Origin of the sequence: Haemophilus influenzae (genome assembly GCF_900475755.1) — a bacterium.
Lineage (GTDB): Bacteria > Pseudomonadota > Gammaproteobacteria > Enterobacterales > Pasteurellaceae > Haemophilus > Haemophilus influenzae_D.
On the sequence record NZ_LS483411.1, the window covers coordinates 738,093 to 760,014 of the forward strand.

17 protein-coding genes, 8 tRNA genes and 1 rRNA gene are annotated in these 21,922 nt (G+C 39.1%); 14 read left to right on the top strand and 12 right to left on the bottom strand.

Annotation, left to right across the window (positions count from 1 at the left end):
* A complete protein-coding gene (gene dcd, locus DQN24_RS03755) occupies positions 1–588 on the bottom strand; it encodes a dCTP deaminase (protein ID WP_005660907.1) in 588 nt (195 codons plus the stop codon).
* Between the two features lie 8 nt (positions 589–596).
* The gene (gene udk / locus DQN24_RS03760; protein ID WP_005654445.1) at positions 597–1,238 is read right to left on the bottom strand and encodes a uridine kinase; all 642 of its coding nucleotides are present in this window, start codon (positions 1,236–1,238) and stop codon (positions 597–599) included.
* 165 nt (positions 1,239–1,403) lie between these two features.
* Between udk and DQN24_RS03765 the strand changes: the two genes are divergently transcribed.
* The 3 genes from DQN24_RS03765 to fbpC all read left to right on the top strand — a co-directional run bounded on the left by DQN24_RS03765 (position 1,404) and on the right by fbpC (position 5,743).
* The gene (locus DQN24_RS03765; protein ID WP_021035636.1) at positions 1,404–2,444 is read left to right on the top strand and encodes an ABC transporter substrate-binding protein; all 1,041 of its coding nucleotides are present in this window, start codon (positions 1,404–1,406) and stop codon (positions 2,442–2,444) included.
* 167 nt (positions 2,445–2,611) lie between these two features.
* On the top strand, positions 2,612–4,669 hold the full coding sequence (locus DQN24_RS03770) for an ABC transporter permease (protein ID WP_054249411.1): 2,058 nt from the start codon (positions 2,612–2,614) through the stop codon (positions 4,667–4,669).
* A gap of 24 nt (positions 4,670–4,693) precedes the next feature.
* On the top strand, positions 4,694–5,743 hold the full coding sequence (gene fbpC / locus DQN24_RS03775; protein WP_021035634.1) for a ferric ABC transporter ATP-binding protein: 1,050 nt from the start codon (positions 4,694–4,696) through the stop codon (positions 5,741–5,743).
* Positions 5,744–5,829: 86 nt separating this feature from the next.
* Here fbpC and DQN24_RS03780 read toward each other — a convergent pair whose 3' ends face one another.
* Complete coding sequence (locus tag DQN24_RS03780) at positions 5,830–7,146, bottom strand: NCS2 family permease (RefSeq protein ID WP_021035633.1); 1,317 nt, start codon at positions 7,144–7,146, stop codon at positions 5,830–5,832.
* Between the two features lie 233 nt (positions 7,147–7,379).
* On the opposite strand from DQN24_RS03780, the gene DQN24_RS03785 reads away from it, so the two are divergent.
* Positions 7,380–7,910 (top strand): inorganic diphosphatase, encoded by a 531-nt coding sequence (locus DQN24_RS03785; protein ID WP_005630160.1) that lies wholly within the window; start codon positions 7,380–7,382, stop codon positions 7,908–7,910.
* A gap of 118 nt (positions 7,911–8,028) precedes the next feature.
* Here DQN24_RS03785 and DQN24_RS03790 read toward each other — a convergent pair.
* The 5 genes from DQN24_RS03790 to DQN24_RS03810 form a co-directional block, all read right to left on the bottom strand.
* Positions 8,029–8,104: transfer RNA gene (locus DQN24_RS03790), tRNA-Lys, on the bottom strand.
* A gap of 50 nt (positions 8,105–8,154) precedes the next feature.
* A tRNA-Leu gene (locus tag DQN24_RS03795) sits at positions 8,155–8,241 on the bottom strand.
* Positions 8,242–8,245: 4 nt separating this feature from the next.
* Positions 8,246–8,321 (bottom strand) — tRNA-Gly (locus DQN24_RS03800).
* A gap of 155 nt (positions 8,322–8,476) precedes the next feature.
* A complete protein-coding gene (gene pgsA, locus DQN24_RS03805; RefSeq protein ID WP_005692834.1) occupies positions 8,477–9,034 on the bottom strand; it encodes a CDP-diacylglycerol--glycerol-3-phosphate 3-phosphatidyltransferase in 558 nt (185 codons plus the stop codon).
* Positions 9,035–9,134: 100 nt separating this feature from the next.
* Positions 9,135–9,737 carry a peroxiredoxin C gene (locus DQN24_RS03810; protein WP_021035632.1) on the bottom strand — a complete coding sequence of 201 codons (603 nt, stop codon included), beginning with the start codon at positions 9,735–9,737 and terminating at the stop codon, positions 9,135–9,137.
* A 136-nt stretch (positions 9,738–9,873) separates the two neighbouring features.
* Between DQN24_RS03810 and metC the strand changes: the two genes are divergently transcribed.
* Positions 9,874–11,064 (top strand): cystathionine beta-lyase, encoded by a 1,191-nt coding sequence (gene metC / locus DQN24_RS03815; protein ID WP_021035631.1) that lies wholly within the window; start codon positions 9,874–9,876, stop codon positions 11,062–11,064.
* A gap of 48 nt (positions 11,065–11,112) precedes the next feature.
* Here the strand turns inward: metC and DQN24_RS03820 are convergent, their stop codons facing one another.
* A complete protein-coding gene (locus DQN24_RS03820; protein ID WP_041175375.1) occupies positions 11,113–11,706 on the bottom strand; it encodes a hypothetical protein in 594 nt (197 codons plus the stop codon).
* A gap of 158 nt (positions 11,707–11,864) precedes the next feature.
* Here DQN24_RS03820 and mpl point away from each other — a divergent pair, with 158 nt between their 5' ends.
* Positions 11,865–13,226: a UDP-N-acetylmuramate:L-alanyl-gamma-D-glutamyl-meso-diaminopimelate ligase gene (gene mpl, locus DQN24_RS03825; protein ID WP_021035629.1), complete on the top strand. Its 1,362-nt coding sequence runs from the start codon at positions 11,865–11,867 to the stop codon at positions 13,224–13,226.
* A 96-nt stretch (positions 13,227–13,322) separates the two neighbouring features.
* Entirely contained in the window at positions 13,323–13,829 is a 507-nt protein-coding gene (locus DQN24_RS03830) for a DUF2301 domain-containing membrane protein (RefSeq protein WP_111695414.1), read from the top strand.
* A gap of 52 nt (positions 13,830–13,881) precedes the next feature.
* Here DQN24_RS03830 and znuA read toward each other — a convergent pair whose 3' ends face one another.
* The 3 genes from znuA to mltA all read right to left on the bottom strand — a co-directional run bounded on the left by znuA (position 13,882) and on the right by mltA (position 17,003).
* The gene (gene znuA / locus DQN24_RS03835) at positions 13,882–14,949 is read right to left on the bottom strand and encodes a zinc ABC transporter substrate-binding protein ZnuA (protein ID WP_111695415.1); all 1,068 of its coding nucleotides are present in this window, start codon (positions 14,947–14,949) and stop codon (positions 13,882–13,884) included.
* Positions 14,950–15,123: 174 nt separating this feature from the next.
* Positions 15,124–15,894 carry a tRNA cyclic N6-threonylcarbamoyladenosine(37) synthase TcdA gene (gene tcdA, locus DQN24_RS03840; protein WP_050949038.1) on the bottom strand — a complete coding sequence of 257 codons (771 nt, stop codon included), beginning with the start codon at positions 15,892–15,894 and terminating at the stop codon, positions 15,124–15,126.
* A complete protein-coding gene (gene mltA, locus DQN24_RS03845) occupies positions 15,894–17,003 on the bottom strand; it encodes a murein transglycosylase A (RefSeq protein WP_050848245.1) in 1,110 nt (369 codons plus the stop codon). The genes tcdA and mltA overlap by 1 nt, the downstream gene beginning before the upstream one ends.
* A gap of 186 nt (positions 17,004–17,189) precedes the next feature.
* Between mltA and DQN24_RS03850 the strand changes: the two genes are divergently transcribed.
* From DQN24_RS03850 to DQN24_RS03880, 7 genes are all read left to right on the top strand, one after another.
* Positions 17,190–17,266, top strand: a tRNA-Met gene (locus DQN24_RS03850).
* Between the two features lie 129 nt (positions 17,267–17,395).
* Positions 17,396–19,531: a bifunctional 23S rRNA (guanine(2069)-N(7))-methyltransferase RlmK/23S rRNA (guanine(2445)-N(2))-methyltransferase RlmL gene (rlmKL, locus tag DQN24_RS03855; protein ID WP_111695416.1), complete on the top strand. Its 2,136-nt coding sequence runs from the start codon at positions 17,396–17,398 to the stop codon at positions 19,529–19,531.
* Positions 19,532–19,679: 148 nt separating this feature from the next.
* Positions 19,680–19,756, top strand: a tRNA-Arg gene (locus tag DQN24_RS03860).
* A gap of 26 nt (positions 19,757–19,782) precedes the next feature.
* Positions 19,783–19,858: transfer RNA gene (locus DQN24_RS03865), tRNA-His, on the top strand.
* A gap of 21 nt (positions 19,859–19,879) precedes the next feature.
* A tRNA-Pro gene (locus tag DQN24_RS03870) sits at positions 19,880–19,956 on the top strand.
* 176 nt (positions 19,957–20,132) lie between these two features.
* Positions 20,133–21,671: ribosomal RNA gene (locus DQN24_RS03875) — 16S ribosomal RNA — on the top strand.
* Positions 21,672–21,801: 130 nt separating this feature from the next.
* A tRNA-Glu gene (locus tag DQN24_RS03880) sits at positions 21,802–21,877 on the top strand.
* Positions 21,878–21,922 lie beyond the last annotated feature (45 nt).

Genomic DNA, 21,922 nt, shown 5'->3' on the forward strand with positions numbered 1-21,922 from the left:
TTATTCCTTGTCTTCGTCAATTCGACTGGCTACCGCACTTTGTTGATTTTTATATTTTGCATCTTTGCGGCTACTGTATGGTCGTTTTGCTTCGCCACTTAATACTTCAAAACTTAACGCACCAATGACCATATTTGGGCGTAATGCTAATGGTAATTTCCCTGAATTATAAAATTCCAGCACGATTTTTCCTTCCCAACCTGGGTCAATGCGGTGTGCTGTGACGTGTACCATTAAGCCTAAACGGGCTAAAGAAGAACGACCATCTAACCAACCGATAATATTGGCGGGTAATTTCACGGATTCAAGTGTTGTTGCTAACGCTAAAGTACCAGGATGCAAGAAAAATGCTTCCCCCTCTGGAATAATAATTTCATCGCTCATTACCGATTCAAGCTGGGCGGATACTTCTTCTTTCGGGCCACTTAAATCAATAAAAGGCGCAGAATGTTCACGAAATACACGGAAAGAATTACCCAAGCGAACATCAATCGTCGCACCGTTGATTTTGTCATTATTTGGACGAGGTGTTAAAGAAATAATGCCATCATCGAGATAGCGTTCAATATCAGTATCGCAAAGACGCATAAGATTTCCTATTTTTGATTCAATAAATGAAGAATTTGAGCTTTTAACATATTGATTGCAATGCGGTTTTTGCCACCGCGAGGAATGACAATATCCGCATATTGTTTAGACGGCTCAATAAATTGTAAGAACATTGGACGCACGGTTGCACGATATTGATCAATCACCGATTGTAGAGAGCGACCACGTTCTTCCATATCGCGTTGTAAACGGCGGATGAAGCAAATATCAAGTGGTGTGTCTACGAATACAGAAATATCGGCTAATTGACGTACTCTTTCGTCTGTGAGCAATAAAATCCCTTCTAAAATTACGATTCGTTTTGGTGTGAAATGCGTTGTTTCGTTGGTGCGAGTATGTTCTACATAGCTATAAACAGGCACATCTACGGCACTGCCATTTTTTAGATTTTTTAAATGTTGGATAAGTAAATCGCGATCCATAGAGTTTGGATGATCGTAATTCGTTTTTACGCGCTCAGTCATTTCTAAATGACTTTGATCTTTATAGTAACTGTCTTCAGTAATGATACCAATTTCTTGGCAGCCTAATTCATTGCAGAGTTCTTTGTGAACGGTGGAAGCGATAGAACTTTTGCCTGATGCAGATGCACCTGTGATGGCGATAATGATACAAGAGGGATTTGACATAATCGTGTTTCGATGTAAGGAAAATTCGTGCAATTATAAAGAAAAGTGCGGTGAATTTCACGTTTATTTTTTTATCCAAATTTCAAAAAGTGTGAGCTTCATCACGGTATTATTTCTATTTTTCAAGTAGGATTCGAGCATCCTATCCAATAAGGAGTATGTATTATGAAATTCAACAAAATTTCTCTTTCTGTTTCTACCGCACTTTTAGCAGCAGGATTGGCTATTTCTGGTTCTGCTAACGCTAAAGGTCGTTTAGTTGTTTACTGTAGTGCCACCAATATTTTGTGCGAAACCACCACGAAAGCGTTCGGCGAAAAATATGATGTGAAAACATCCTTTATTCGTAATGGTTCAGGCAGTACTTTTGCCAAAGTTGAAGCTGAAAAAAATAACCCTCAAGCGGATGTTTGGTTCGGCGGTACTTTTGACCCTCAAGCTCAAGCTGCAGAATTAGGCTTAATTGAGCCTTATAAATCCAAACACATTGATGAAATCGTAGAACGTTTCCGTGATCCTGCGAAAACCAAAGGTCACTATGTTTCCTCAATCTATATGGGAATCTTAGGTTTCGGTGTGAATACTGAACGTTTGGCAAAATTAGGCATTAAAGAAGTGCCAAAATGCTGGAAAGACCTAACAGATCCGCGCTTAAAAGGCGAAGTTCAAATTGCAGACCCTCAAAGTGCGGGTACTGCTTATACCGCATTGGCAACTTTCGTCCAATTATGGGGCGAAAAAGAGGCATTCGATTTCCTAAAAGCGTTACATCCTAATGTTTCTCAATATACCAAATCGGGTATCACGCCATCACGTAACTCTGCGCGTGGCGAAGCGACAATTGGGGTAGGTTTCTTACACGATTATGCTTTAGAAAAACGCAATGGTGCGCCATTAGAATTAGTTGTGCCGTGTGAAGGAACGGGCTATGAATTAGGTGGTGTGAGTATCTTAAAAGGTGCGCGTAATATTGATAATGCAAAATTATTCGTCGATTGGGCGTTATCAAAAGAAGGTCAAGAATTAGCTTGGAAACAAGGGGATTCGTTACAAATCTTAACTAACACGACTGCAGAACAATCGCCAACTGCATTTGATCCAAATAAACTTAAATTAATCAATTATGACTTTGAAAAATACGGTGCAACAGAACAACGCAAAGCCTTAATTGAAAAATGGGTACAAGAAGTTAAATTAGCGAAATAGTTTTCGTGATAATCATAGCCGTGGGTAAGTATACCCACGGCTAATTATCGTAATAGTAGTTCCCCTTTGGGGAACAGCTTTTTACTCCCCGATAGGGGAGTTTCTGTAATTATCCTAGGGCCTACTTACCCTAGGCGAAAGTCGTGTTTTCTTTACTGCGAGGTTGTATGAACGCAAAAAAACTTTCCATAATGCATTCCGCTTATTTTTGGATTATTTTATCCTTGTTGGCGTTTGCGCTTCTGCCCTCCAATGCACTTGATTACGGTTTGTTTGAAAGTACTTCAGATGAATATTTAGAGGCAATGGGTTGGGCTTCTTTCAATTTAACTTGGGCTTGGTTTCTGCCTGTTATTGTGTATGGTGCTTTGCCGTTATTGAGATTGCCACGGCAAACCCAAGCAAAAACAGAGCTATTTTTGACCGCACTTTCTGTACTGTTTATGTTTATCAGTGCGACGCTGTACAAAATTAGTATGGGCTATTCTGTGATTGTGTTGCTTGTGGGATATACCGCATTGGCGACACTTTCATTGGCAAAACTGAAAGTAATGCAAGGGGATAAGTTTATTATTGCTTCTTTACTTTGCATTATTTTGTTGATTTTCTTCTTTATTGTTTATCCAACATTGGCAATTTTCGTTTCAATGTTTTATGACGGCGATACCTTTTCGCCACAGCAAGTGATGCGTATTTTAACGCAGAGCTATATTGTTCGTGTAATTACCAATTCGCTTTTCTTATCAGGCTTTGTGGGCATCGTTTCTACTGTATTTGGTTTAGCCTTTGCACTTTATACCACACGTATCGCTCGTAGAACGGCATTTATCGGAAAAATTTTCTCTATTTTGCCAATTGTTACGCCCCCATTTGTTGTAGGACTTGGGGTTACTTTAATGCTCGGACGTTCTGGTTATGTAACAGAATTTTTAAGTGAATATTTTGGTTTTTCTAGTCATAACTGGCTTTATGGTTTTAATGGGATTGCGATTGCGCAAATTCTCGCATTTACCCCGATTTCTTTTATGATTTTAGACGGTGCATTAAAATCAGTTCATCCTTCTATTGAAGAAGCCTCTTATACGTTGCGTGCTAATCGTTATCAAACTTTCTATCAGATTATTTTTCCGTTACTGCGTCCAGCATTAGCAAATTCTTTCTTAATTGTATTCATTCAATCATTGGCGGACTTTAGTAATCCTTTAGTGTTGGGTGGCAGTTTTGATGTAATTGCCACACAAATTTATTTCTATATTGCGGGTTCACAACTTGATTATGCTTCAGCCAGTACTTTAGGTTCGATGTTGTTAATTTTCTCGTTGGCGATTTTTATCATTCAATATCTTTGGATTGGTAACCGCTCTTATGTCACTGTTTCGGGGAAATCTTATCGTGGAGATGTGCAAGAGCTGCCAAACGGCTTGAAATATACTATCATCGGTATGCTTGGCTTCTGGGTAATCTTTAATATGGCACTTTACGGTAGCATTTTCTATGGAAGCTTCACTGTAAACTGGGGCGTAGATTACACTTTAACCTTGAAAAACTATGCCATGTTATTCGGGCAAGGATTGAGCGATGGGGCGTGGCCGTCACTAATCAATACCTTAATTTATGCAGGTATTGCTGCGCCATTAACCGCATTCTTTGGATTATTAATTGCCTATATTGTGGTGCGTAAAGATTTCCAAGGTAAAAAATCCCTTGAGTTCTTAACCATGCTTTGCTTTGCCGTGCCTGGGACTGTGGCAGGGGTATCTTATATTTTAGCGTTCAACAATGCACCGCTTTATATTACGGGTACGGGCATTATCGTGATTATTTCAATGGTAATGCGTGATTTACCAATTGGTATGCGAGCAGCGATTGCAGGGCTAGGACAACTTGATAAATCCCTTGATGAAGCATCGCTTTCTTTAAAAGGGAGTTCGTGGAAAACATTGTGCTTTATCGTCTTGCCATTATTAAAACCAGCGTTGCTTTCAGCGCTTGTGACTAGTTTCGTTCGTGCAATGACGACAGTAAGTGCAATTATATTCTTAGTGACAGCAGACACTCGCGTTGCTACCGCATATATTTTAAATCGTGTGGAAGACGGAGAATACGGCATCGCAATTGCATACGGTTCTATTTTAATTGTTGTGATGATGGCAATTATTTTATTCTTCGACTGGATTGTAGGCGATACGCGTATCTCTCGTTCTAAAGCGAAAAAAATGAATTAACTCGTTAAGTTGTAGGTAAAAATTATGAGTAATAATGATTTCTTAGTATTAAAAAATATCACAAAAGCATTTGGTAAAGCGGTCGTCATTGATAATTTAGATTTAACGATCAAACGTGGCACGATGGTAACATTGTTAGGGCCATCAGGCTGTGGTAAAACCACCGTATTACGTTTAGTGGCAGGGTTAGAAAATCCAACTTCAGGTCAAATTTTTATTGATGGCGAAGACGTAACAAAATCCTCTATTCAAAATCGAGATATTTGCATTGTCTTCCAATCTTACGCACTTTTCCCGCATATGAGCATTGGCGATAACGTTGGCTACGGCTTAAAAATGCAGGGCATTAGCAAAGAAGAACGCGCCCAACGTGTAAAAGAGGCTTTAGAATTGGTGGATTTAGCAGGCTTTGAAGATCGTTTCGTGGATCAAATTTCGGGTGGGCAACAACAACGTGTCGCATTGGCTCGTGCTTTGGTATTGAAACCAAAAGTCCTATTGTTTGATGAACCATTAAGTAATTTAGATGCAAATTTACGCCGTTCAATGCGTGAAAAAATCCGTGAATTGCAACAACGTTTAGGCATTACCTCGCTTTATGTGACACACGACCAAACAGAGGCCTTTGCGGTATCTGATGAAGTTATCGTTATGCATAAAGGTAAAATTATGCAAAAAGCGCCAGCGAAAGAGCTTTATTTACGACCAAATTCTCTGTTCTTAGCAAACTTTATGGGCGAATCCAGTATTTTCGATGGAAAATTAGAAAATGGCGTGGTGGATATTAATGGCTATCATGTACCTTTAAAAGACGCTGCACAGTTTAATTTACCCGATGGCGAATGCTTAGTTGGTATTCGTCCAGAAGCAATTTATCTTGCTGCAGAGGGCAATGATGCTCAACGTTGCGAGATTAAAAGTGCGGTCTATATGGGCAACCATTGGGAAGTGGTTGCAAACTGGGCAGGAAAAGATTTATTGGTAAATTGTAAACCAGAAGATTTTAATGCCGATTTAAAACAAGCTTATGTCAATTTATCTGATCATGGAATTTTCTTATTGAAGAAAGAGTAGTATGGAATATAAAGAGCGGTGAAATTTCACCGCTCTTTTGAGATTACAATTAAGGGGAAGGATTTTCCCCTTTTTTATTTCTGTTATTAAATCGCCCAACCGGCTGCATAGAATGCAACGAGTACGATTGCAATAATCACAGTGCCTACATTTAAGCGTTTAATATCGCCACTCACAATTCTTCCAATCACTAATGCCGCAAAACCTAACATAATACCAGTTACGATGTTAGCGGTAAGCACGATAAATACTGCGCAGATTAATCCGCTCATCGCGCCAACGAAATCATCGAAATCTAATTTGCTTACGTTACTCAACATTAATAGACCAACGTACATTAATGCTGGGGCAGTTGCGTAGCCTGGCACTAAGAAAGCTAATGGTTGGAAGAAAAGCATTAATAGGAATAACACACCAACAACGATAGCGGTAATACCTGTTTTACCGCCAGCAGCTGTTCCTGCTGCTGACTCAATATAAACGGCAGCTGGTGCTGTACCGAATAAACCTGAGAATAAGCTACTGATTGAGTCTGAAGTTAGGGCTTTACCGCCATTGATAATTTGACCATCCTTATCAAGCAAGTCGGCTTGACCTGCCACTGCACGAATTGTACCAGTCGCGTCAAATACTGCGGTCATCACGAGAGCAAATACCACTGGCAAGATTGCAGGTTGTAATGCGCCTATAAAGTCTAATTGTAAGAAAAGAGAGTTTTCGCCAAAAGTTGGCATTTTGAAAATTTCTCCGCCAAATTTTACATTTGGATCAAAAATTAAACCGACGATAGTAATAGCGATAATGACCCATAAAATACCGCCTTTAATTTTCATTTTTTCAAGACCAATAATTAACGCTAAACCAATTAAGGACATCATTACTGGGAATGAAGTAAAATCGCCTAATTTTACTGGCAAGCCAGCTTGGTTGCTGACAACTAAACCAACGCCGTTTGCCGCAATTAAAAGTAAAAAAAGTCCGATACCAATGCCTGCTCCGTGAGCGATACTGGCTGGTAAATTACGCAAAATCCATGCACGGATACCTGTGGCAGAAATTAAGGTAAACACAACCCCCATTAAGAATACTGCGCCTAGGGCAACAGGAATGGCGACCTTTTGACCGATTACTAAGCTAAATGCTGTAAAAGCAGTAAGAGAAATTGCACAACCAATTGCCATTGGTGCATTTGCCCATAAGCCAATTAAGATAGAGCCTAATCCTGCAACTAAACAGGTGGCAATAAAGACAGATTCCGCAGGAAAACCTGCAGCACCGAGCATATTGGGTACCACAATTACAGAATAAACCATTGCTAAGAACGTGGTTAAACCCGCGATAATTTCTTGACGAACAGTTGAACCACGTTGTTTGAGTTCAAATGTTTTTTCTAAAGTTGGCATAGTGTTCCTTGAAGTTAAGTAAAAAATTGGAAGTAATAAGGTGCGCTATTCTACATCATAAAAATAAGAAGTAAACGTTTGCGTAAGTTTTATTTAGGGGAAAGTGCGGTCAAAATTATGAATAGTTATAAAATAATCTATTTGCTGATTTTCTCTACAAATGAGACTGCGAGTCAGCAGAAAAACTGCTATACTTGTTGCGTTTTTTAACTTGATAAAATGAAGGAAACAAAATGGCTGATTTTAATCAAATTTTAACGCCAGGCGATGTAGATGCTGGCATTATCAATGTAGTAAACGAAATTCCAGAAGGTAGCTGCCATAAAATCGAATGGAATCGTAAAGTTGCGGCATTCCAATTAGATCGTGTTGAGCCAGCAATTTTCGCAAAACCAACTAACTATGGTTTTATTCCACAAACTTTAGATGAAGATGGCGATGAGTTAGATGTGTTATTAATCACTCGCCAACCATTAGCAACGGGTGTATTCCTTGAAGCTAAAGTAATTGGTGTCATGAAATTTGTTGATGATGGCGAAGTGGATGACAAAATCGTTTGTGTTCCAGCAGATGATCGTGATACAGGCAATGCCTACAATTCATTAGCAGATTTACCTGCGAATTTAATTAAACAAATTGAATTCCACTTCAATAACTACAAAGCACTTAAAAAACCAGGTTCAACTAAAGTGACCCATTGGGGCGATGTAGAAGAAGCGAAAGAAGTGATTCGTGAGTCTATTAAACGTTGGAATGAGCGTTAATTAATAAACACATTTGATTGTAAAAGTCCCTGATTCTTTGAGTCGGGGATTTTTTATAATGAGTTTCAAGAATTTAGACAATAAAAAAACACCTTTCGGTACTTGCTTTATTTGTAAGTGGTGGGTCGTGAAGGATTCGAACCTTCGACCAACGGATTAAAAGTCCGCTGCTCTACCGACTGAGCTAACGACCCAATTAGATGATTTTAAAGTAAATTTTAAAACCTTTGGATTGGTGTTTAAATGGTGCCCGAAGCCAGACTTGAACTGGCACGCCTCGAAAGGCGAGGGATTTTAAATCCCTTGTGTCTACCGATTCCACCACTCGGGCAAATTGGAGCGGGAAACGAGGCTCGAACTCGCGACCCCGACCTTGGCAAGGTCGTGCTCTACCAACTGAGCTATTCCCGCATTTATCACTAATCAGCATTGCTGCGTGACAACGGGGCGTATTTTACGGATTTATATATTACTGTCAAACGAAAAAAATAAAAAATATTTTATTTGCTTAAAAATAACTCAAATATAGATGGTTATCATAAAAAATAACTGTGTTTTATTTAAATTTATAATTGAATATTATCTAGCAAGCTTCCTTTTGCTGCTTGTAAATATTGGATCATTGACCATATAGTTAAAATAGCGGCGATATAAAGCAAGATAATTGCTGCTATTTCCATATAGTTGTTATAACGCCATAATAATCCACCTAGTGCTAACATTTGTGCTGTGGTTTTCCATTTTCCCCACCAAGATACTGCAACTTTATTACGTTCTCCAAGTTCAGCCATCCATTCACGTAATGCGGAAATTATAATTTCGCGAGAAATCATAATAATAGCAGGAATCGTAATCCAAAGAGAGTGTTTATATTCAACGATTAGCACTAAGGCTGCAACAACCATTACTTTATCAGCAACAGGATCTAAAAAAGCCCCAAATCTTGTAGTTTGTTTCCATTTACGAGCCAAATAGCCATCAAGCCAATCAGTAACGCCAGCAATAAAGAATATGAATGTAGTAATAAAAGGGGAAGATTCGATAGGTAAATAAAATGCAATCACGAAAAACGGAATCAGAATTACGCGAAACACCGTTAGGAAAATAGGAATATTAAATTTCATAGAAATGAACCGCTCTTGGGGTTAGGGATGCATCTATTCTAAAGTATCTAAGAATATAAAAAAAGCCACATTATGTGGCTTTCTTGTAAATAATTATGGATTAAAGTTTATCTGTGTTTTGTTTTAAGTATTTTGCAACGCCTTCTGGGTTATCTTTCATCCCTTCTTTACCTTTTTCCCATTGTGCTGGGCATACATCACCGTGTTCTTCATGGAATTGTAATGCATCAACCATACGTAACATTTCATCAATGTTACGACCTAATGGAAGATCGTTTACTACTTGGTGACGAACTACGCCATTTTTGTCGATTAAGAATGAAGCACGCAGTGCAACGCCAGCTTCTGGATGTTCAATACCGTATGCTTGAGCAATTTCATGTTTTACGTCTGCTGCTAATGCATATTTAACTTGACCGATACCACCATTTTCAGTTGGAGTGTTACGCCATGCATTGTGAGTGAATTGAGAGTCGATAGAAACACCAACTACTTCTACGTCACGTTTTTTGAACTCTTCATAACGGTGGTCAAATGCGATTAACTCAGAAGGGCAAACAAAGGTAAAGTCTAACGGATAGAAAAAGATTACTGCAGCTTTTCCAGCAATGTGTTTTTTAAAGTTGAAGTTATCAACGATTTCGCCATTGCCTAATACAGCAGATGAAGTAAAATCTGGTGCTTGACGGGTTACTAATACCATAGTCATTATTCCTCTATAAAGTGAAGTTAAAATTTTGCTAAAAAAAATAGCAGTAAGATTCTAATGAAAATGACCGCACTTTTATAGTCGGTTTTGTCTATTGAAGAAATTAATTTAATTTAAAGTAAGGAAATATATGCGAGCAAAATATCATCTTTCAACAACATTTATTCATTCAGGTCGTCAGAAGCGTTTTTCTCAGGGCGCGGTAAATCCTGTATTACAGCGAGCTTCTTCATTAGTATTTGACAGTATTGAAGATAAAAAATATGCAACAAAAAATCGTGCTAAAGGCGAGTTATTTTATGGTCGTCGTGGGACGCTAACACATTTTGCGTTACAAGATTTAATGTGCGAAATGGAGGGGGGAGCAGGCTGTTATCTTTATCCTTGTGGTGCAGCAGCTGTCACTAATTCGATTCTTTCTTTTGTTAAAACTGGCGATCATGTATTGATGAGCGGAGCCACTTATGAGCCAACTCAGGATTTCTGTAATATTGTGCTGAAAAAAATGCAGATCGATACAACTTATTACGATCCACTTATTGGTGCTGATATTGCAACACTTATTCAACCGAATACAAAAGTACTTTTTTTAGAAGCACCGAGTTCTATCACAATGGAAATTCCCGATATTCCGACTATTGTGAAAGCTGCAAGAACGGTGAATCCTAATATTGTGATTATGATTGATAATACTTGGTCGGCAGGTGTTCTATTTAAAGCGTTAGAGCATGACATTGATATTTCTATTCAAGCGGGGACGAAATATTTAGTGGGGCATTCTGATATTATGATTGGTACTGCCGTTGCGAATGCGCGAACTTGGGATCAACTTAGAGAACATTCCTATTTAATGGGGCAAATGGTGGATGCGGATTCTGCTTATACGACTGCTCGTGGTATTCGTACATTGGGTGTACGATTAAAACAACATCAGGAAAGCAGTATTAAAGTAGCAAAATGGTTGAGTGAGCAACCAGAAGTAAAAACGGTGTATCATCCAGCCTTACCAAGTTGCCCCGGTCATAAATTCTTTTTACGTGATTTTAGTGGAAGCAGTGGTTTATTTTCTTTTGAATTAACCCAGCGATTAACCTCAGAGCAAGTATCAAAATTTATGGATCATTTTGAGCTTTTCACTATGGCTTATTCATGGGGAGGGTTTGAGTCTTTGATTCTTTGCAATCAACCAGAAGAAATTGCACATATTCGTCCAAATATTAAACGTAACCTTACGGGTTCATTAATTCGTGTGCATATCGGCTTTGAAGATGTAGATGAATTGATTGTAGATTTAAAAGCTGGATTTGAGCGAATTGCCTAAAAGTGCGGATAAAAAAATGCTTGTTTTACACAGGCGTTTTTTATAGGATTATTTTTGCTCTGAAACTAAACCAATTTGGGAACCGTCAGCAAAATGAATTGAAGTCCCAATAATATCGACTTGAATACTTTTTCCTTGTTGTAAGTGAGGACGAATTTGAGAAAGCACGGTTTCTTCATTGGTTGATAAGGTAACGGTTTCATTTGCTTTCGGTGCAATTGTTTTTCCAAATTGTAATGCGGGAAGATTTGCTATATAGAACGGTTGGTTATTTTCTTTATAAATAGTTAGCCATTGTGCTTCTGAAATTGCTTTATCGCTTAAATTTGTAATTTCATAAGTGATAGAAAAGGATTTTAAATCATCAGTAACAGAAACATTAGTAACTTTTATGTTTGCAACTTTTTGAAATTCTTCATTAGCTTGAGCAACTAATTCATCTATTTTTATTTGTACCTGTTGTTCTGATTGGGTGGTTGCTGGTTGTGCAGCTTCTGTTGTGGGTTGAGCTTTTTCTACAGCAGGTTGAGTTGTTTCTACTGCGGGTTTTTCAGCTTGTTTTTGCTCTTTATCGTTACAAGCGGTTAAGGTAATAGAACTTGCGATGATAGTTGCGAAAAGAAAAGATTTATTAAATTTCATTGTAAATTCCTTCATTATGTTTTATCAGCTAGGTTGTACTCACCTTTAAGGGTTATAATTATAGCTTATGTGGGTCCTTACGACAGTCTTTTCTTTTGAAAGTTCATAGAAGTTGTTTTATCATATTTTTCGTTTTCCTTAATCAACAGAGAAGCACAATGAAACATATTCATATCTTAGGTATTTGTGGCACATTTATGGGCGGTGTGGCGATGATTGCTAAACAAATGGGCTATCACGTAACGGGTTCCGATACTAATGTTTACCCTCCAATGAGCACTTTTTTAGAAGAGCAAGGTATCGAGATTATTCCAAATTATGATGTTGCACAATTACAACCTGCGCCTAACATGGTAATTGTTGGTAATGCGATGAAACGCGGTAATCCTTGCGTAGAATATGTGTTGGAAAATAATTTGAAATATACATCTGGCCCTCAATGGTTACATGATCATTTATTGCGAGATCGTTGGGTATTGGCGGTTTCTGGTACGCATGGAAAAACAACGATAACAGGCATGCTAACTTGGATTCTGGAACAAAATGGTTTAAAACCTGGTTTTTTAATCGGTGGCATTGCGGGTAATTTTGGTATTTCAGCTCGTTTAGGGGACAGTCCTTATTTTGTTATTGAAGCTGATGAATATGATACGGCTTTCTTTGATAAACGTTCAAAATTTGTACATTACAATCCGCGTACACTTATCGTAAATAACATTAGTTTTGATCATGCAGATATTTTTGATGATCTCAAAGCGATCCAACGCCAATTTCATCATATGATTCGCACTATTCCGGCAAGTGGCTTGGTATTAAGTTCGGCGAGTGAACAAAGTGCAAAAGAAACGCTGGCATTGGGATGTTGGTCTCAACAGCAATTTTTAGGCAAAGATAACGAGTGGTTTGCTGAACGTATTACAAATGATGCTTCACATTTTGCGGTCTTCCATTATGGAAAAAAAGTGGCAGAAGTAAAATGGAATGTCGTGGGACAACATAATATGCACAATGCATTAATAGCAATAGCTGCTGCTTATCATACTGGCGTTGCTATTGAAAATGCGTGCAAAGCGTTGGGATCTTTTGTAAATGCTAAACGTCGTTTAGAAATAAAAGGTGAAGTTAATGGCATCACTGTTTATGATGATTTTGCTCATCATCCAGAAGCTATTCTTGCTACGCTAACTGCTTTGCGAGATAAAGTAGGTGGCGGAGTGCGAATTCTTGCCGTGCTTGAGCCTCGTTCTAACACAATGAAAATGGGGGTTCATAAAGATGAAATTGCGCCTGCGCTTGGTCGAGCTGATGCCGTGTTTATGCTTCAACCTGAACAACTTCCTTGGGAAGTGGCAGATATTGCAAACCAATGTGTACAACCTGCTTATTGGCACGCAAATTTGGATCGATTAGTGGATATGATTGTTGCAGAGGCTCAACCTACGGATCATATTTTAGTGATGTCTAACGGCAGTTTTGGTGGCATTCATCAAAAAATTCTTGATAAACTAAAACTGAAATAATAAAAGTGCGGTTAATTTAGAAAATGTTTTTAAATGAACCGCACTTTTTATTTATCTGACTTTAATTTGTAATTCATAAAAAGGAACATTTATACAATGGCTGATCCACATATTAAATCACCGATGGATTTTTTAGATAATCTGACTGTTATTATTTACCGCACTGGTTTTGTGATAGCAGCGTTGGCTGTTCTTACAGTAAGCTGGTATCCAGATTTGTCACTTATATTTATATTAATTGCGGCAACCTGTTGTGCCTCTTCGTTACATATTTATCTCAAATCCTTCCGATTGCTTTTTCAATTTGCTACTTGGATAGGATTACTTTTTTATATTAATCATTATCCTGCTTTGGCTCTTGGTGGTGTGTTACTTACTTTAGGTGGTTTGTGTTTTAAAGAATATTTTTGTTTCCGCGTACCTTTGCTAAATTTACAGCCGATATTTGTGGCTTGCTTGTGGTTTTCATGGGTGTTAAATAATCTTATCGCATTACGCATTTTTTCTATTATTTCTGGCGTATTACTTTTCGTTTTAGCGATACAAAAATGGCGAATGCCTTTGCATTTTGATATTGGAGATAAAACTAAATATCAAATTTAGAAAAGAAAATGACCGCACTTTTATTATGTGCGGTCATTGTTTTTAGAAAGGTTTATTTAGCTAAACATTCCATGTAACTATCTGCGGTAGATTGCAAGAATGTTGCATAAGAATTTTTGCCTAAAGTGACTTTATCGCCAATTGGGTCGAGTTGTCCTACATTGACTTTAGTATTTTTCGCTAAAGACTCGATCACTTTTGGTGTAAATTGAGGCTCTGCGAATAAGCAATTTACTTTATGTTCATCAATTTCTTCTTTAATGTGTGCTAAAGTTTTTGCACCCGGAGCAACTAATGGATTGATGGTAAAGTAACCCGTTTGTTTTAATCCATAAGCATCGTTGAAATAACCATAAGCATCGTGGAAAACGTAGAAACCTTTGTCTTTTACATTCGCCAGTTGTGCTGTGATTTTTTCACTTTGTTCTGCCAAAGTGCGGTTAAAATCTGAAAGATTTTTTGCAATCAAATCTTTTTTGTCTGGGAATTGTGCAGTTAATTTATCCGCTACTTTTTGTGCAACAATTTTGCTGATAGCGGGAGAATACCAAACGTGCCAGTTTGTTGTTAAACCCTCGTGATGATCGTGATCATGATGTTCGTGATCGTGTTTATGGTCGTGATCGTGTTCGTGTTCGTGCTTATGATCATGGTCGAGTTTATGATCATGTTTGTGTTCGTTCTTATGATCGTGATCATGGTCGTGTTTATGATCATGTTTGTGTTCGTGCTTATGGTCATGATCATGATCGCCATCTTCATGGAAATGCTCGTGGTGAGCTTGAATTAATAAAGGTTTAACATCCGCAAGATCGGCAATGGTAATCACTTTTTTACGTTCAATTTGACTAATTGGCTTGTCTAAAAATGAATCAATGTCTTCACCAACCCATACTACTAAATCTGCAGATTTTACTTTTTGAATATCAGATAATTTCAAATTGTAGTCATGCGGAGATGCTCCAGCAGGCACAAGAATTTGTGTGCCAGTTACACCCTCTGCAATAGACGAAACAATAAAGCCCAAAGGTTTTACTGATGCCAATACATCGGCATTTGCCATCATTGGTGCGCTTAAAAGTGCGGTAGAAATGGCACTAATTTTTAAAAGTTTTTTCATATTTCTGTTTCCTTACTTGTTGATAATCATTAGTAAAGGGCAAAAGCCTACGCTCTTTTCTGTAAATTGCAATGATTTTATAGTGAAAAAGGGGGAAAATTTTTCATTTTTAAAGTAAATGGATTTCATTAGATAAAAAATGCACATTCATAGTTAATGTGCATTTTCAAAGGATTAAGATTTCTTCTTGAGTAATTTATCTATTACGCGAGAAACAGCAAAAAAACCAAAAGTTGCAGTTATCATTGTGGCTGCACCAAACCCGTTTGCGCAATTCATTGTGGCTGAAATTGCACAACCTTCAGTCATTTGTGGAAATATTAAAGGTTGTGTTGAAAATACCGCATCGATACTAAATTTGCGTTTTGGATTTTGGCTAAAATTGTAATCCTTGCGTAAAACTGACCGCACTTTAGCAAGGAGCGGATCTTGAATGGTTTTACTCAGATCGGCAATTTGAATTTGGGTTGGATCAGTTTGACCACCAGCACCACCAATAGTAATCACATTAATTTTGTGACGTTTACAATAAGCAATCAGCGACGCTTTAGTTTTCACATTGTCAATAGCATCAATTACGTAGTCATAGCCTCGATTGAGGTAATCTGCTTGATTTTCTGGCGAGATAAAATCATCAATAATATTGACGGTACATTCTGGGTTAATTAATTTTACTCGCTCTGACATCACTTCAGTTTTTAATTTGCCGATTGTGCCGCTCATCGCAGGAAGTTGGCGATTGATATTCGTGACGCAAATATCATCCATATCAATTAATGTGAGTTTGCCAATGCCAGATCGTGCTAAGGCTTCAACAACCCAAGAACCTACGCCGCCAATGCCAATTATGCAAATATGGGCTTGGCGTAAGTGCGCTAAGCCATCGGGTGTATAAAGTCGTCCAATACCGCCGAAACGTTGTTCGTAATTATCTATTCTAGACATTATTGTAATACCCATACTCTACCGTAGTGTTTTGAAAGCCCTGCAATATGTCCTGCTCTAGCACCGATACCACGATATAAGTCAAAGTGATGACCTTTCACTGCACCGCCTACATCAAGTGCAACCATTAAGTGTAATTTGTGTGTGCCAAGCCAGTTTCCATTATTATCAATATCTGGTACTTCGACTAAAAGTACAGAGCCAGATGGGATAACATTGCGATCTGATGCCACTGAAGCCATTGCTACAAGAGGAACGCCCGCAGAGCCTTTCACTTTGCCACTTGGATCATTTTTAAAGAAGACATAAGCTTCATTGCGCTCTAACAAGCTTTGTACACGCGATGGATTACGATTGCCCCACTCTCGAATTGCTTGAATAGACATTTTTTCTTTTGGAATTTCGCCATCTTCCACTAATAAACGCCCGATAGCCGTGTAAGGGAAACCATTTTGTCCTGCGTAAGCAAAATAGTTAAGATTGCCATCGCCAAAATCTACATAACCACTGCCTTGTACCCCAAGTAAAAAGTTTTCCAACATGGAATCGCTATATGCTAACTCTAGTCCTTTCCCCACTAATGCTCCCGCGTAAATTTGCACTCGACTTAGACGTTTTTTCACAGGCATACGATAAATTGGATTTTTAAATTGACCTTGTGGGGTATGACGAGCATAAAGTATAGGCGAATAATAGCCTGTCATCAGTACATTTTGATACCCATCAAATCCACGCATAATTTGCGGATGGATATTAAATTGAGTGAGTTCATTAATATTTGCCCCAGAAAGAACCCAATTTGTAATCTTTTCATAATTGTCGTAAAAATTGGTGGAAAGTTTACTCGAATAATTTTTTATATTGGAAAGCTGTGTTAAAAAATCGCCTTGATTTATTACCGCACTTTGGTTTTCTATGTTGGATACAGGCACAAGCGCTGCTTGCTGATAAGTCCGATTGGTATATTTTGCACCGAATTGTTGAGGATCACTACCATTTAAGGTGGTGGGAATCTGAATGTTTTTTATGTTAGAGGTACAAGACACCAAAAGTGCGGTAATAATTGAGATAGAAAAAGTTTTGAACCAAAATGGTTTACACACCGACATTTTCAATCCTAAAGTAAGCAGAAATAAGGTCGCATACGCTATCAAAATTTACAGAAAACAACCAGTGTTATTTAGTGAAATTGCTTAATAAAACTACACATTGAACATTTTATTAACAAACAATTGATAAAGTTTTGTTTAATTCTTGCAATTAAATTTGAAGCGAGTATAGTACGCCTCATCAGACGCGGGGTGGAGCAGCTTGGTAGCTCGTCGGGCTCATAACCCGAAGGCCGTCGGTTCAAATCCGGCCCCCGCAACCAACAAATTTTGAAGCCCTGATTTAGAAAATCAGGGCTTTTCTTTTTACAGTTTAACTCGCTATGATGATCTCAATTAGATCATCTTTTTCTATGCTATAATCCCTCAAAATTTTCAAAATCGGTACCTAAATGAAACAATTATTTGCAACGACTTCTCGTGGCTTTGAAGAATTATTAAAAGTTGAACTCACTGAACTTGGTGCGCAAGAGGCAAAAGTGGTTCAAGGTGGCGTTCATTATCAAGCTGATGACGAAACTTTATACCGCACTTTGCTTTGGTCACGCCTTGCTTCACGCATTTTATTTCCTTTGATTGAAACCAAGATTTACAGTGATTTGGATCTTTATGCAGCTGTTTCAGGCTTTAATTGGTTAGCGCAATTTGATGAAAGAGTTACATTCTTTGTCGATTTTAATGGAACCAACCAAGAAATTCGTCATACTCAATTTGGTGCGATGCGTGTTAAAGATGGAATTGTCGATTACTTTGAACGTCAAGGTAAAACTCGTCCCGATGTAGATAAAATTCAGCCAGACGTGCGTATCCATGCTTATTTGAATCGTGAAAATTTAGTGATTTCTTTAGATTTAAGTGGGGAAGCATTGCATTTACGAGGCTATCGTGAGGATGCTGGTCAAGCGCCTTTACGTGAAACTCTAGCGGCGGCAATTGTTCTGCGTTCAGGTTGGCAAGCAGGTTCTCCATTAGTGGATCCAATGTGTGGTTCAGGTACGCTTTTAATTGAAGCGGCACAAATGAAAGCCAAAATTGCACCGCAACTTTATCGTTTACATTGGGGATTTGATTTTTGGAAAGCGCATAATCAATCGGCTTGGGAAAAAGTAAAAAATGAAGCGATTGAGTTAGCAGAAGAAAAACAACGTGAAATTCAACCGCACTTTTATGGATTTGACCTCGATCACCGCGTATTAAAAAAGGCGCAAAAGAATGCACAAAATGCAGGTGTTTCACATTTAATTAAATGGCAGCAAGGTGATGTTGCAACGTTGAAAAATCCTGGCGTAAATGAAGTCGGTACGGTTATCTGTAATCCACCTTATGGGGAACGCTTAGGCACAACCCCAGCATTGATCGCGCTCTATTCTGTATTTGGGCAAAGACTTAAAAAAGAATTTTGTGGTTGGAATGTTTCTGTTTTTAGTAGCGAATCCACATTACTTGATTGTTTGAGAATGCGTGCCAGCCGACAGTTTAAAGCCAAAAATGGCCCATTAGATTGTGTGCAGAAGAATTATCAAGTTTCAGAACGAAAATCTGACGAAATTACCGCTGAAAATGAACTAGAATTTAACCGCACTTCGGAGGTTGCAACCGATTTTGCTAATCGATTACAAAAAAATATTAAGAAAATTAGTAAATGGGCAAAGCAACAAGGATTAGACGCTTATCGTTTATATGATGCCGATTTGCCAGAATATAATTTAGCCGTTGATCGTTATGCAGATTACATTGTTGTGCAAGAATATGCAGCACCGAAAAATATTGATGAAAATAAAGCACGTCAGCGTTTGTTAGATGCGGTTACTGCAACTTTGCACGTTACAGGTGTAGAAACGAATAAGTTGATCCTCAAAGTTCGTCAGAAACAAAAAGGTACTAACCAATATGAGAAATTAGCCAATAAAGGCGAATACTTTTATGTGAATGAATATGGCGCGCAGCTTTGGGTAAATTTGACAGATTATTTAGACACGGGCTTATTTTTAGATCACCGTTTAACAAGAAAAATGATTGGAGCGTTGGCAAAAGGTAAAGATTTCTTGAACTTATTTGCTTATACTGGTTCTGCAACTGTTCACGCTGCCCTTGGTGGTGCTAAATCGACAACGACCGTTGATATGTCCAATACTTATCTTAATTGGGCGGAGCAAAATCTTATTTTGAATGATATTGGAGGTAAACAACATAAATTAATTCAAGCAGATTGCCTTCAATGGTTAGAAAAATGTGATCGTCAATTTGATTTGATATTTGTGGATCCACCGACGTTTTCAAATTCTAAACGTATGGAAGACAGTTGGGATGTGCAACGAGATCATGTGAAATTAATGCGCAATTTAAAACGAGTTTTGTCGAATAATGGCACAATTGTTTTCTCGAATAATAAACGTGGATTCAAAATGAATTTAGTTGCGTTGGAAGAATTAGGTTTAAATGCGGTAGAAATTTCGCATAAAACGTTACCTCTAGATTTTGAACGTAATAAACAAATTCATAATTGTTGGATGATTCAACATATATAATAATTTGCCAAGTTGTAAAAATAGTCGAAAAAATAGTGAATTTTAAACAAACTGAATAAAAAACTATCGCTCAAACATTTTTTTTCAAAAAGTGCTAGACAAGATTTTATTAAATCATTAATATACGCCACCGCAACGACGCAGTAACGCGTTCGTAGCTCAGTTGGATAGAGCGTTGGCCTCCGGAGCCAAAGGTCGCAAGTTCGAATCTTGTCGAGCGCGCCAGGTCAGTGCAATAACAACTTTTAATGGTGGCTATAGCTCAGTTGGTAGAGCCCTGGATTGTGATTCCAGTTGTCGTGGGTTCGAATCCCATTAGCCACCCCATCTTATCTTTATAAGATCTGACGGCGAGTAGCGCAGCTTGGTAGCGCAACTGGTTTGGGACCAGTGGGTCGTAGGTTCAAATCCTATCTCGCCGACCACTTTATTTTGCTCTTTAACAATATATCAGACAATCTGTGTGGGCACTTGTTGATTGACTTGTTTTAAAAATATTTTTTAATTTTGAAGTCTTAATAGGTGCTTAACTGAAAATTCATAATTACTTTTTTAAGTAGTGTTTATTTATAGCTAAGCAGTATATTGAGCGATTGAACTTGAATTGAAGAGTTTGATCATGGCTCAGATTGAACGCTGGCGGCAGGCTTAACACATGCAAGTCGAACGGTAGCAGGAGGAAGCTTGCTTTCTTGCTGACGAGTGGCGGACGGGTGAGTAATGCTTGGGAATCTGGCTTATGGAGGGGGATAACGACGGGAAACTGTCGCTAATACCGCGTAGTGTCGAGAGACGAAAGGGTGGGACTTTTAGCCACCTGCCATAGGATGAGCCCAAGTGGGATTAGGTAGTTGGTGGGGTAAAGGCTCACCAAGCCTGCGATCTCTAGCTGGTCTGAGAGGATGACCAGCCACACTGGAACTGAGACACGGTCCAGACTCCTACGGGAGGCAGCAGTGGGGAATATTGCGCAATGGGGGGAACCCTGACGCAGCCATGCCGCGTGAATGAAGAAGGCCTTCGGGTTGTAAAGTTCTTTCGGTATTGAGGAAGGTTGATGTGTTAATAGTACATCAAATTGACGTTAAATACAGAAGAAGCACCGGCTAACTCCGTGCCAGCAGCCGCGGTAATACGGAGGGTGCGAGCGTTAATCGGAATAACTGGGCGTAAAGGGCACGCAGGCGGTTATTTAAGTGAGGTGTGAAAGCCCCGGGCTTAACCTGGGAATTGCATTTCAGACTGGGTAACTAGAGTACTTTAGGGAGGGGTAGAATTCCACGTGTAGCGGTGAAATGCGTAGAGATGTGGAGGAATACCGAAGGCGAAGGCAGCCCCTTGGGAATGTACTGACGCTCATGTGCGAAAGCGTGGGGAGCAAACAGGATTAGATACCCTGGTAGTCCACGCTGTAAACGCTGTCGATTTGGGGGTTGGGGTTTAACTCTGGCGCCCGTAGCTAACGTGATAAATCGACCGCCTGGGGAGTACGGCCGCAAGGTTAAAACTCAAATGAATTGACGGGGGCCCGCACAAGCGGTGGAGCATGTGGTTTAATTCGATGCAACGCGAAGAACCTTACCTACTCTTGACATCCTAAGAAGTTTGCAGAGATGCGAATGTGCCTTCGGGAACTTAGAGACAGGTGCTGCATGGCTGTCGTCAGCTCGTGTTGTGAAATGTTGGGTTAAGTCCCGCAACGAGCGCAACCCTTATCCTTTGTTGCCAGCGATACGGTCGGGAACTCAAAGGAGACTGCCAGTGATAAACTGGAGGAAGGTGGGGATGACGTCAAGTCATCATGGCCCTTACGAGTAGGGCTACACACGTGCTACAATGGCGTATACAGAGGGAAGCGAAGCTGCGAGGTGGAGCGAATCTCATAAAGTACGTCTAAGTCCGGATTGGAGTCTGCAACTCGACTCCATGAAGTCGGAATCGCTAGTAATCGCGAATCAGAATGTCGCGGTGAATACGTTCCCGGGCCTTGTACACACCGCCCGTCACACCATGGGAGTGGGTTGTACCAGAAGTAGATAGCTTAACCTTTAGGAGGGCGTTTACCACGGTATGATTCATGACTGGGGTGAAGTCGTAACAAGGTAACCGTAGGGGAACCTGCGGTTGGATCACCTCCTTACAGAAGACGAGAGACAGCGAGTGCTCACACAGATTGGCTGATAGTTGTAGACAAGATTAAAAGCGAAGCGAAAGTAACGTTGAAAATAAACGTTAAAAGATAAAAAGAAGATAGAGTATCTTTAATTGATGTCCCCATCGTCTAGAGGCCTAGGACATCGCCCTTTCACGGCGGTAACCGGGGTTCGAATCCCCGTGGGGACGCCAATTAAAGATAACTTTGTTAGATTATCTTGTTGTTCTTTAAAAAAT